11 protein-coding genes are annotated in these 12,430 nt (G+C 65.1%); 6 read left to right on the forward strand and 5 right to left on the reverse strand.

Annotated features, from left to right (window positions below; translation table 11 throughout):
• Positions 1-39: 39 nt before the first annotated feature.
• Complete coding sequence (locus CUJ90_RS30310) at positions 40-1,512, reverse strand: sodium:solute symporter family protein (protein ID WP_114164522.1); 1,473 nt, start codon at positions 1,510-1,512, stop codon at positions 40-42.
• Positions 1,509-1,724: a DUF3311 domain-containing protein gene (locus CUJ90_RS30315; protein WP_073428447.1), complete on the reverse strand. Its 216-nt coding sequence runs from the start codon at positions 1,722-1,724 to the stop codon at positions 1,509-1,511. The genes CUJ90_RS30310 and CUJ90_RS30315 overlap by 4 nt, the downstream gene beginning before the upstream one ends.
• A 275-nt stretch (positions 1,725-1,999) precedes the next feature.
• Between CUJ90_RS30315 and CUJ90_RS30320 the strand changes: the two genes are divergently transcribed.
• Complete coding sequence (locus CUJ90_RS30320; RefSeq protein ID WP_073428446.1) at positions 2,000-2,674, forward strand: MarC family protein; 675 nt, start codon at positions 2,000-2,002, stop codon at positions 2,672-2,674.
• 35 nt (positions 2,675-2,709) lie between these two features.
• Positions 2,710-3,570, forward strand: a complete 861-nt coding sequence (locus CUJ90_RS30325) for an MBL fold metallo-hydrolase (RefSeq protein WP_114164523.1) — start codon at positions 2,710-2,712, stop codon at positions 3,568-3,570.
• A 14-nt stretch (positions 3,571-3,584) separates the two neighbouring features.
• Here the strand turns inward: CUJ90_RS30325 and CUJ90_RS30330 are convergent, their stop codons facing one another.
• Positions 3,585-5,327 carry a cobaltochelatase CobT-related protein gene (locus CUJ90_RS30330; protein ID WP_114164737.1) on the reverse strand — a complete coding sequence of 581 codons (1,743 nt, stop codon included), beginning with the start codon at positions 5,325-5,327 and terminating at the stop codon, positions 3,585-3,587.
• A 35-nt stretch (positions 5,328-5,362) separates the two neighbouring features.
• Positions 5,363-6,595, reverse strand: a complete 1,233-nt coding sequence (locus CUJ90_RS30335; RefSeq protein ID WP_114164524.1) for an AAA family ATPase — start codon at positions 6,593-6,595, stop codon at positions 5,363-5,365.
• Positions 6,596-7,054: 459 nt separating this feature from the next.
• On the opposite strand from CUJ90_RS30335, the gene CUJ90_RS30340 reads away from it, so the two are divergent.
• The 4 genes from CUJ90_RS30340 (at position 7,055) to CUJ90_RS30355 (ending at position 11,781) form a co-directional block, all read left to right on the forward strand.
• Positions 7,055-8,173: a porin gene (locus CUJ90_RS30340; protein ID WP_114164738.1), complete on the forward strand. Its 1,119-nt coding sequence runs from the start codon at positions 7,055-7,057 to the stop codon at positions 8,171-8,173.
• A 235-nt stretch (positions 8,174-8,408) separates the two neighbouring features.
• Positions 8,409-8,858, forward strand: coding sequence for a sugar dehydrogenase complex small subunit (locus CUJ90_RS30345; protein WP_114164525.1), 450 nt, complete (start codon positions 8,409-8,411; stop codon positions 8,856-8,858).
• Positions 8,859-8,860: 2 nt separating this feature from the next.
• On the forward strand, positions 8,861-10,483 hold the full coding sequence (locus CUJ90_RS30350) for a GMC family oxidoreductase (RefSeq protein WP_114164526.1): 1,623 nt from the start codon (positions 8,861-8,863) through the stop codon (positions 10,481-10,483).
• Positions 10,484-10,485: 2 nt separating this feature from the next.
• On the forward strand, positions 10,486-11,781 hold the full coding sequence (locus tag CUJ90_RS30355) for a c-type cytochrome (protein ID WP_114164739.1): 1,296 nt from the start codon (positions 10,486-10,488) through the stop codon (positions 11,779-11,781).
• Positions 11,782-11,878: 97 nt separating this feature from the next.
• On the opposite strand, the gene CUJ90_RS30360 is transcribed toward CUJ90_RS30355, so the two are convergent.
• Positions 11,879-12,145: a hypothetical protein gene (locus CUJ90_RS30360; protein ID WP_244220078.1), complete on the reverse strand. Its 267-nt coding sequence runs from the start codon at positions 12,143-12,145 to the stop codon at positions 11,879-11,881.
• Positions 12,146-12,430: the final 285 nt, after the last annotated feature.

Raw genomic sequence — 12,430 nt, forward strand, 5'->3', positions numbered from 1 at the left:
CGCGCGCTCGGCCCCTTCACCCGCCACCGCCCTTTACCCTCAATTCGCCGACGCCTGCGCCCGTTCAGCCTGCCGCGTTTGCGTCGCCGCGCTCACCGCGGCAAAAACGATCACGTTGACCGCCAGCGCCAGAAAACCAATATTGACGTCCTTCAACGCATCGGGCAAAAACGGCATCAGTTGGCCCACGCTCAAATGCATGCTGGTCGTCACCGCCACCACCGCGACGCCGGCCAGAATCCCGCAGAACGCGCCTTCCTTCGTGGCGCGATTATTCGGCCGCAGGCTGCAAATCACCGCCGGAAACAACTGCGTCACGAAGCTATAGCCCATCAGCAGCAATGCGACGATCGTCTCGCCGCCATGCAGCGTGAAGCCCACCGCGACGAGCGCCACCACCGGCACCAGAAAGCGCGCCAGCTTGGCGACCGCCGCATCCGACGCATTGCGGTTCAACATGCCGCGATACACGTCGTTCGCCAGCAGCGTGGAGGCCGCCGTCAGGATCATCGAGCCCGGCACCAGCGCGGTCAGCACGCCCGCCGCGCCGATCACGCCGACGAACCACGGGTCGAAGGTCTGCAACGACAGCCGGAACAGCGAGAGGTCGATGTCGCCGCCCTTGAGGCCCGGGACCTTCAGCGTCGCCGCGAAGCCGACGAAGAACACGAACAGCAGAATCAACTGATACAGCGGCAGCACGATCGCGTTGCGGCGGAAAATGCGCTCGTCCCTCGCGGTGAAGATCGAACCGAACGTGTGCGGCCACATGAAAAAGCCCAGCGCCGTGAGCAGCACGGTGGACTGGAACCAGGTCACGCTCGAACCCTTGGCGGGGAACGTGAGAAAGCCCGGACGCGCGGCGTCGATCGCATGGAACATCTCGCCGAGGCCGCCGTAATAGTGCAGCGGCAGATAGATGCCGAGGAACAGCACGATCGCCAGAATCAGCAGATCCTTCACCACCGAATTCCATGCGGAGCCGCGCACGCCCGAGACGATCACGTAGGACGTCACCACCGCGGCGCCGATCCACACGGCCGCGGTCGATGAAATCACGCCGTAGGAAGCCGTCGCGACGATGATGCCGAGCCCCTTGAGTTGCAGCACGAGGTAGGGAATCAGCGCGGCGACGCCCACCAGCGCGACGAGCGTGCCGAGCGCCGGGCTTTCATATTTGCGCGAGAAGAAATGCGGCTGCGAGACGAGCCGGTGGTTTTTCGCATAACGCCAGATCGGCGGCAGCATCCAGTAAGAGAGGATGTAGGCCAGCGTGCCGTAGGCCAGAATGTAGTAGACAGGCGCGCCCTTGCCATAAGCAAAGCCGCTGCCGCCGAGGAAGGTGAAAGTCGTGTAGATCTCACCCGCCATCAGCAGGAACACGAACGCGGTGCCGAAGCTGCGGCCGCCCACGGTCCATTGTTCGAGGCTCATGTCGTGGCCGCGCCGCGCGCGCATGCCGAGGTAAAGCGCGAACACCGTGATGGCCGCGATGATGACGAGGGCGCTCATGAGCGAACCTCCTCGCCGTCGGCGGCGATGTGGCGATTAGACGCGTCGAGGCGATAGACGATCGCCATGATGAGCGAGCTCAGCACCACCCACATGACGATCCATGCGAGCACGAAGGGCATGCCGAGCATCAGCGGCTCGACACGGTTGACAAACGGAACGCCGAGCAGAATGCCGATGAACGGCAAGGCGGCGAGTACACGAAGCAACATAGGGGCAACTCCTCGAACCGGTCAGTACGTCTCGTTGAAAGTGCGGCTTCGCAGCGACTGTATGCCTGATGCTTCGGTTGCGTAAAGTCGATCAAAAATGCGTGTAGGCTTTCTGAAAGTTGCCGGCGCACCTTTCGGCCGCGCTATGATGCTCGCCACGCAACGCAAGCATCATCCGGACCGCCCGCGCGGCTCCGGTTCGTTCAACCTAGCGCGGCGCCTTTTCATGCGCGGACAGTCGAGCCGCCCGAGCCGCCGCCCGCCACGGGTCGCATATGGTCGAAAGTCTGATCGCGGACATTCTGTTTGGCTTTACCGGGTTGATCAGCATCATCAACCCGATCGGCATTGCTTTCGTTTTCCTTGACCGCACCGCCTCGCTGACCACCGAGGAGCGCACCGCGCTCGCGAGGAAAATCGCCATCAACGTGCTGTGCGTGCTGCTGGTGGCGTTTTTCATCGGCACGCCGATCCTGCATTTCTTCGGCATTTCAATGGAGGCGCTGCGCATCGGCGGCGGCCTCGCGGTCGCGGTGGGCGGCTGGCAGATGCTCAATGCCCCCGACACGCAACCCGCGGACAAGCCGGGCGTGAAGCGCGTGGACGCGGACAATGCGATGTCGAAGGCGTTCTTCCCGTTCACCATTCCGCTCACCACCGGACCGGGCTCGATCGCCACCGCCATCGCGCTGACGGCCAACCGCACGCACAAGCTCTCGGAGTTCGTGCTCTCGGGCATCGCTTCGGTGGTGATCTCGCTGGTGGTGGCCGCCACGGTCTATCTGGTCTACAGCAAGGCGGTGGTTTTCGCCCGCTATCTCGGGGCGGAGGGAACCAAGGTCGCCATGCGTGTATCTTCGTTTCTGCTGCTGTGCATCGGCGTTCAGATCATGCTGACGGGCTTCTCCGAATTCCTGATCCCGATCGCGACCATGCAGCCGGTCAAATAGCCCGCCCGCGGCGGCAAACAAAAAAGGAGCGGACGATGACACCCCGGATAGAAGCCTTCTACGACGCCACCACGGGCACCTTCAGTTACGTCGTCTACGCGGGCGAAGGCTCGGCGTGCGCGGTGATCGACCCGGTGCTCGACTACGATCCGAAATCCGGCCGCACGTCGACGGCGGGCGCCGAGCGCATCGTCGCTTTCGTCCGCGAGCATGGGTTGCGTGTCGAATGGCTGCTGGAAACCCATGCGCATGCCGATCATGTTTCAGCCGCGCCCTATCTGAAGGAGACGCTGGGCGGCAAGATCGCGATCGGCGAAAGCATCCGCATCGTGCAGGCGGCATTCAAGCGCATTTTCAATTTCGGCGACGAGATGCACGCCGACGGCCGCCAGTTCGATCATCTGTTCGCGCCCGGCGAGACCTTCGGCATCGGCCAACTGAGCGCGCAGGCGCTGCATATGCCCGGCCATACGCCGGCGGACATGGCGTATCGGATCGGCGATACGGTGTTCGTGGGCGACACGCTGTTCATGCCGGACGGCGGCTCGGCGCGCTGCGATTTTCCGGGCGGCGATGCGCGCATCCTGTATGAATCGGTGCGGACCTTGCTGGCGCTGCCGCCACAGACGCGGCTGTGCATGTGCCACGACTACCCGCCGGACTCGCGCGGGCCGCAATGGCAGACCACCGTCGCCGAGCAGCGCCGCGACAATATTCATTTGCACGACGGCGTGACGGTCGAGGAATTCGTTGCGATGCGCACCGCCCGTGATCGCACGCTCGGCATGCCGACGCTGATTCTGCCGGCCATCCAGATCAATATCCGCGCGGGCGCGCTGCCGGAGCCCGAAGCCAATGGCGTGCGCTATCTGAAGATTCCGTTGAACGCGTTCTGACCGTTGACGCAGCGCTAGCGCTTCAGCAGCATCGCACTCAACACGGAAAACACGGTCGAGGGCAATTCCGCGAGGCGGCTCACCACCACGTTGTGCGGATAGAAGTCCTCGACCGCATCGGTCAGCACGCCGATGCCCACCAGTTCGATGCCGCGCTTGCCGATGGCCGCGACGCGTTCGCGCAGATCGCTGCGCAACACCTGCGGGTCGCCGTCGCCGGTCGAGGGATAGCCGTCGGAAAATACCATCAGGATGCGCCGTTCGGCAGGGTGATCGGCGAGGCGCGTCGCCGCCCAGGCGAGCGCCTCGCCGTCGGGATTCTCGTGGCCGCAATCGATCCGCGCGATGCCGCTCAGATCGGCCGCGCCAAAGCGCTTGTAGACCTTCAGATCGAGCCGTTCGACGAAGCGGTTATAGCGCCGCAAATCCGCGCCGGCCGCACGCTGCCGCTCGTATAGCTGCTTCATCGGCGCGGATTCGAGCGAGCAGTAGCCGAGCACCTCGCAATCGAACGACAACTGCGTGAGCGCATCGCACAGCGCCGTCGCGCACAGCCGCGCGAGTTCGATCTTGCGTCCGGCCATCGAGCCGCTGCGGTCGATCAGCACGCTCACGGCGACGTCGCGTCCCTTGGCCGCGCGCTGCGTGCGAAACGGCGTGCGATAACCCGGTGAGGTCGCGAGCCTGGCGAGCGACGTGCGGTCGATCTCGCCGCGCTCCTGTTCGCGCCGCCAACGGGTTCGCTCGTCGGCGCTCAGCGCGCGTTCGAGTTTTTCCTTCAGCGGCGCGGTGTCCGCGCGAGCCTGCGCGCGCAGCTCGCGCCACGCGGTGCTGTCGCCCTGGCCGGTGAGGTCGGCGATGTCGTCGAATTCGGTGGCGAGCGGAATCGACAGGCGTGCGCGCGCGGCGTGCGGGACGGCGGCGGCTTCGCCTTCCGTGCGGGCCGGGGGCTGTTGCGCATCGGCCAGCGATTGGCCCATGCCCACCGCGTTGTCCGCCTGCGCGCCGCCGCTTTGATCGGACGGCGGCGAGGCCGTGTTGCCCTGATCGGGGAGCAGGGTGTCGTCGTCGTTGAACGGCGCGGACGATGCCGCAACGGTTTCCGTCTCGATGTCTTCGAGCGGATCGGCGGTGAACGCCATGCTGTTCACGTCGCCCGCCGACAAAGCCCGCACGCGCGCCACCAACGCCTGCGCTGTCGCGATGCTCCGCGCGGTCGAACCGCTCGCGCGCGCCTCGTCCAGCAAATCTTGCGACGCATGCAGCGCCGCGATCAGCGAATGGCTTGCTTCGGTCGGGCTCGGCTGTTCGTCCCACAGCGCGCGCTCCACCAGCCACACGAGCCGGTCGCGCCAGTGCAGCTTCGGCCAGCGTTGCCGCGCCCGTTCGGCGGCATGCACGCGCAACTTGCCGATGAACCAGCGCGCGCCCGGATATTCGTCGAGCAGTTGCGCGCACACGCGGCGGTCGTCGATCACTTGCGCAAGCGTGGCCGCGACGCCGGCCGGCAAGGCGTCGAGTTGCGCGAGCGAAGCATGCTTGGCGCGCGCCACCAGCAGGTCCAGATAACCGATCAGCACGTCGCGCTCGACGCCGCCGTTCAACTCGTAATCGGGAATCACGATGCGGCCCGGTTCGACGCGCGGGCCATCGGGACTGAACGCGACCGTCACGCCGTATTGCCCGGTGAGCACGCGCGCCACCTTGCCGAGCGTCGATTCGAACGCGAAGCCTCGCGTGTCGCGCGCCGCATGCATCGCGCTCGTGCGCACCGCGTTCATTCGGCTCACCGTCACGCGGCCGGCGCGATGTGATGACGGACGATGCCGCGAATCAACGCGGCGTCCTCGGGGCTGATCTTCGCGTAGATCGCCGGGCCGGCCGCGCGCTCGGGATCGCCGGTGCGCAGCATCAGTTCGGCCCAGTCGAGCAGGCGGCGCGTGGAGAACGCGCTCGACAGATCCTCGCGGGCAAATGCCGCGCGGCAGTCGGCGGCAATCGCGGCGAGGGTGGTGGCGAGCGGGCGGGTCATGTGCGGGGCGAGCGTGCACATCAGCACGTCGGCTTCCTCGGCGGGCGTCAGATAGTCGAGCTGGTACACGCGCCAGCGATCGAGAAACGCCTCGTTCATCAGATTCGCGCCTTGATACAGATGACGGAACTGGCTCATCGCGCCCACCGCGTTCGCGGTCGCAAAGAGACGAAACGCCGGATGCGGCGCGACGATCTCGTTGCCTTTCTCCTTCAGCACGAGCCGGCCGTGCGGTTCGAGCACGGCGGTGAGCGCGGCGAGAATCGACGGCTCGGCAAAATCGATTTCGTCGACGATCAGCCACAGCCCTTCGCGCATCGCCGTGGGCAGCACGCCGTCGACCCACAGCGTCTCGCCGCCCTTGACCGTCCAGAAGCCGACGAAATCGCCGACCGTGGTCTGTCCGTTCATGTTCGAGCGCAACACGCCATGACGCGAGCGCGCCGCGACCTGTTCGATCAGGCTGGTCTTGCCGGCGCCCGTGTGACCGATCAGCATCACGCGCCGGTTTTCGACGATGTCCTCGACGATGTCGTTAAAGCGCTCGGAGAACAGATAGGCCGGATTGAGGCGCGGCACGAGCGGGTTGGCGATGCCGCACGGCACGTCGATATGGCCGATGCGCACGGTGTCGCGCGTGCTGTCCGTGCCTTGCGTCTCGCGACGTTTCTCCGCCAGGGCCAGCGCCGCCGCGCGCTGCAAGGTCGGCATGAAGGCGGCCCGTTCCGCCGCGCTGTCCTGGCTCGCGGCGTCGGCGGTGTCGATCGCGAAGCCTTCGCGGCGCCACTTCTTCAGCTTCGCGCGCAGGTTTTCGGCGTCGACCACCAGATCCATGTCGACCGCTCCGGCGCCGTGACCGTCGCCCACGCCATGCTCCAGCCGATAGTTTTCCGGCCGGTCGGCCACGCTCACGCGCCACCATTCCGCACCGTTTTCGGTCGCGCGTTGATAAAGGCCAAGGTTTTCGTCTTCGGTCAGTTCGGGCGCGTTCATGGCGAAGTTAAAGGTTTGATAAGCAATGGAGAATCCGGATTCGGCTGCGGCCGAACGAGCGGCTATCTTATCCGGCGCAGCTTTCGTTTCGCATCGAGGTCGCGGCGCCACTTTCATTGCCGCCGTGAAAGTCGAGTACGCCGTCCGCAAAAGTTTATTGCGTAAAAGGGCTAGTCCGTCCGGCGCGTATCACCTATAGTTCCGCGACCAACTGTGTAGTTTTACAACATCGTCATCGCGAGCCGGTGCGAGTCACGCCTGGAACCGGCTTCGTCCGGTGTGCGCGGCAAGTCAATGCGCATGCCGTTGAACCGCCCGCGCGAAGCGCCGAAACGCCAACCCGGCAGATGTTCCGCAGCCCTCGCAGCATTGAAATCGCAGCACGGCGCGTCGAGTAGTTTTTATTCACGCCGCCGCCCGCATCGCCCCTACATTGCGACAGAAAACTCACTCAGGATGATGAGACTACCAACGAAATTAATCACTGCCGTCGCGTTGGCGAGTCCGCTGGCCGCGTCGCTCGCTCATGGTCAAACGAGCGTGAGCTTATATGGCCGTCTCGACGGCGGCGTCGAATATCTGAATCACATCAATAATGGTTCGGGCGGCAGTGCGAGCCGATGGAGCGCGGAAGGCGGCGATTGGGGCACCAGTATGCTGGGTCTCAAAGGCACGGAAGATCTCGGCGGCGGATTGAACGCGATCTTCAATCTGGAAACGGGCTTGCAGGTCATGAACGGCAGCACCAGCGGCGGGCGGCTATGGTCGCGGCGCGCCTTCGCGGGCCTGAGCAGCAAGCAGTGGGGCACGTTGCAGGCCGGGCGCAACCTCTTCATCGACAGCGACGGCGTATGGGAATTCGACCCGTTCGTGCAGCAGGCGTTTTCATCGGCCTCGCTCGTGCGCGGGCGCAACTGGCAGCAAACCAGCAATAACGTCGAGTATCACAGCCCGGTGTTCTGGGGCTTCGACGTGCAGGCGCAATACGCGTTCGGCAATCAGCCTGGCGCGTTCAACAGCGGCGCCAGCGGCGAGTTCGGCCGCTCGGACGGGATCATGCTGACGTATCACTCGCCGCTCTTCGACGTGCGCGGCATCTACGACGAACTGCGCGACAGCAATGGCCGCTTCAGCAACATCTTCCAGAGCTCGCGCGAATATTTCGTGGGCGCGAACGTGCATGTCGACGCGGTGAAGATTCAGGGCGCCTATACGCATTACTCCGCGCCCGACTCGCCGGCGGGCGTGGCCGACAGCGCCGATCACTACTGGCTCGGCGCGACCTACAACGTCCAGCCGCGCTGGGCGGTGACGGCGGGCGGCTACTACGTGAAGGTCGGCGACGGCGGCGGCGATGCCGCGCACGACCCCTCCGGCCACGCGATGATGTACGTGCTCGGCACCACCTACAACCTGTCGAAGCGCACCTTCCTGTACGGCACGGTGGGCTATGTGCGCAACAGCGGCAACGCGAATTTTTCGCTCGAGGCGTCGCCGCGCGACGCGGCGAACAATACCAGCCCGCTCGTTGGCGAATCGCAAACCGGCGCGTATGTCGGGATGCTGCATCAGTTCTGAAGCGCTTCTCGCGGCGTCAGCCGCGACCTCCGCGGTAAGCCGGGCAACACCGCATTGCCCGCTATCAGCATTGAAAAAACGCATTGAAAAAACACGCCTCGAAAAACACATTGAAAACGCCTCACAAAAACGCCTCACAAGGGATAACCAACAATTGACTCCACACGACTCTCACGGAGCGTCCCACCCGGACGCTTCCCTCGGGGCCGACGCCGCGCGCGGTGAGCCGTCGGCGATGACGCGCCGTCGCTGGCTCCAGGGCGCGCTGGCCATCACGGCGGCGGGCCTCACCGGCTCCCTCACGCTCAAGGCGCTCGCCGACGATTCGTCCGCCGCCCCCCTCGACGCCTTCATGACCTTGTCGCAAGCGCTGAGCGCGAAGTCCGGTCTCGATCGCGAGGTCGGCACGCGCCTTCTCGCCGCGTTGCAAAAGTCCACGCCCGATCTCGCGCGGCAATTGCCGAAGCTGGCGGGCGCGCTGGCCTCGAACTCCGCCGACGCGGCCCAGCAAGCGCTCGCGCTGAAGGTCATGGAAGCGTGGTATCTCGGCACGGTCGACAACGTCGTGATCACCTACGAGCAGGCGCTGATGTTCGAGGTGGTCTCCGACACGCTGATCATCCGTTCCTACTGCCCCAACAAGCCCGGTTTCTGGGCGGCTAAACCGATCGAAAGGCAAGCTTGAGCATGGCCGATAAAGCACAACAAACCAGCCAGGCCGATATCGTGGTCGTGGGCTCCGGCGTGGCGGGCGCGATCGTCGCGCATCAAATGGCGCTCGCGGGCAAGTCCGTGATCCTGCTCGAAGCCGGGCCGCGCATGCCGCGCTGGGAAATCGTCGAGCGCTTTCGCAATCAGACCGACAAGATGGATTTCATGGCGCCGTATCCGTCGAGCCAATGGGCGCCGCATCCCGAGTACGGTCCGCCCAACGACTACCTGATCCTCAAGGGCGAGCACAAATTCAACTCGCAGTACATTCGCGCGGTGGGCGGCACGACGTGGCACTGGGCCGCGTCCGCATGGCGCTTCATGCCGAACGACTTCAGGATGAAGACCGTGTACGGCGTGGGCCGCGACTGGCCGATGCAATACGAGGAACTGGAGCCGTACTACCAGCGCGCCGAAGAGGAACTCGGCGTATGGGGCCCGACAGTCGAGGAACTCGGTTCGCCGCGCAGCCAGCCGTATCCGATGGCGCCGCTGCCGCTCTCGTACAACGAGCAGACCATCAAGAGCAAGCTCAACGCATTCGACTCGCGCTATCACGTCGTGACCGAGCCGGTCGCGCGCAACAGCCGTCCGTACGACGGCCGCCCGACCTGCTGCGGCAACAACAACTGCATGCCGATCTGCCCGATCGGCGCGATGTACAACGGCATCGTGCATGTGGAAAAGGCCGAGCAGGCCGGCGCGAGGCTGATCGACAACGCGGTGGTGTACAAGCTCGAAGTCGGCGCGGACAAGCGCATCGCCGCGGCGTTGTACAAGGACCCGCAAGGCAACGAGCATCGCGTGGAGGGCAAGTATTTCGTGCTCGCCGCGAACGGCATCGAGACGCCGAAGATCATGCTGATGTCCACCAGCCACGATTTTCCGAACGGCGTGGGCAACAGCTCCGACATGGTGGGCCGCAATCTGATGGACCACCCCGGCACCGGCGTCACGTTCTACGCGGACGAAAAGCTGTGGCCGGGCCGCGGCCCGCAGGAAATGACCTCGCTGATCGGCTTTCGCGACGGCGCGTTCCGCGCCACCGAAGCCGCCAAGAAAATCCACCTGTCGAACCTGTCGCGCGTCGATCAGGAAACGCGCAACATTTTCAAGCAAGGCAAGCTGATCAAGCCGGCCGAACTCGACGCCCGGATTCGCGACCGCTCGGCGCGTTTCGTCGAATTCGACTGCTTCCACGAAATCCTGCCCGCGCCGGAAAACCGCATCGTGCCGAGCAGGACCGAGACGGATGCGATCGGCATCCCGCGCCCGGAGATCACCTACCGCATCGACGATTACGTGAAGCGCGGCGCGGTGCATACGAAGGAGGTCTACGCCAACGCGGCGAAGGTGCTGGGCGGCACGGACATCGAGTATCAGGACGATTTCGCGCCGAACAACCACATCACGGGCGCGACGATCATGGGCAGCGATCCGCGCGATTCGGTGGTCGACAAGCATTGCCGCACCTTCGATCACCCGAATCTGTTCATCTCCAGCAGCGCGACGATGCCGACGGTGGGCACCGTCAACGTGACGCTGACCATTGCCGCCCTGGCGCTTCGCATGGCCGACCAGTTGAAGAAGGAAGTTTGAACGTGCTGAAAAAAACCTTTTTCTGGCTGCTGGCCGGCGCTCTGGTTCTGCCCGCATTCGCGCATGCCGATACGTCGGCCAACGCGGTAAACAGCAACGACGCGGCGCTGATCAAGCGCGGCGAGTACCTCGCGACGGCCGGCGATTGCATGGCCTGCCACAGCACGGCGAAGGGCAAGCCGTTCGCCGGCGGCCTGCCGCTCAAGGTGCCGATGCTCGGCACGGTCTATTCGAGCAACATCACGCCCGATCCGCAAACGGGCATCGGCACATGGACGCTCGCTGATTTCGACCGCGCGCTGCGCCGTGGCGTCTCGAAGGACGGCCACAATCTGTATCCGGCCATGCCCTACGTGTCCTACGCAAAGGTCAGCGACGACGACGTGAAGGCGCTCTACGCGTACTTCCGCTACGGCGTCGCGCCGGTGAACGCCGCCACGCGCGCGAGCGACATTCCGTGGCCGCTCAACATGCGCTGGCCCCTGACGGTATGGAACTGGCTGTTCCTGAAGAGCGGCCCCTACGAAGCCAGGCCGAACCGGAGCGCCGAATGGAATCGCGGCGCGTATCTCGTGCAAGGTCTCGCGCATTGCAGCACCTGTCACACGCCGCGCGGCTTCGGCATGCAAGAGAAGGCGCTCGACGAGACCGGCGGCGGCTTCCTCGGCGGTTCGGTGCTGGCGGGATGGGACGGCTACAACATCACGTCCTCGGCTGACAGCGGCATCGGCGCGTGGACTCATGCGCAGCTCGTGCAGTATCTGCAAACCGGCAGCGTGCCGGGTCTCGCGCAGGCCGCCGGGCCGATGGGCGAAGCCGTGGAGCACAGCTTCTCGAAGATGACCGGCGCCGACATCGATGCGATCGCCACCTACGTGCGCACGGTGCCGGCGGTGAGCGACGGCGGCACGCGGTCGCGCAGCGCATGGGGCAAACCGTCGACGGACGTCGCGCGTTTGCGCGGTGTCGCATTGAGCAACGGTACGCTCGACCCGGCGCGCCTGTACCTCGGCAATTGCGCGACCTGCCACCAGGCGCACGGCAAGGGCACACCGGACGGCTACTATCCGCCGCTATTGCATAACTCGACGGTGGGCGCATCCAACCCGGTCAATCTCGTGCAGGTGATTTTGCACGGCGTGCAGCGCAAGACCGCGGACAGCGATGTCGGCATGCCGGCCTTCGCGACGCAGTTGAACGATGCGCAGATCGCCGCGCTCACCAACTACGTGACGACGCAGTTCGGTAATCCGTCGACGACGCGGGTGAGCGAGAAGGACGTCGCGAAGCTGCGTTGAGATTGAAGTTGAAGTTGAAGCGAGCGTGAATCGGTCGATATCGGTTCACGCTATGCACGACTTGAAAGGCGCGCCGGTTCGATCCGGCGCGCCTTTTCTATTGCCGATCGGCGAGCCCGCATGAAGTGCGGCTTCGCAAGTTGCGAGCGCGCCGCAACCGGCCGGCTCCGGCCGGGCTCGCGCGCATGGGCGGCGGCTTGACGGGCGGATCGCCTTCGGGCGGATCGTGTGAGGGATCATCCTCGGGCGTGGGCGGCGGATCGGGATCGATGTTCGGCGGCGGCGGCGTTTCGGGGTCGATTTCCGGCGGCGTCGGTACATGCAATCGCAGCCTCCGCATCGAGCCCGTGCTGGGCAACTTCATGGTCTACCTCCGTGACGTGCGGTCGGGCTCGCGTTGACGTCCGGTGCCGGGGACCGGACTCGAACCGGCAACACGAGCCAGGCGGATTCGATGTCCGCACTCTGTCGCGCAACCCTCGTGCCATAGCGGCCACAGCGCGATCGCCACGCGATTGCCACGTCCCGCCGCGCCACGCATCGGCTCGCATCGCATCGGCTCGCATCGCGTGGAACACGTGTTGCTGGACACCCCATACGCGGTGCGGCTCGACTAGTCACACGAACCGTTCGCACGAACCGCGCCGCC

Origin of the sequence: Paraburkholderia terricola (assembly GCF_003330825.1) — a bacterium.
Lineage (GTDB): Bacteria > Pseudomonadota > Gammaproteobacteria > Burkholderiales > Burkholderiaceae > Paraburkholderia > Paraburkholderia terricola.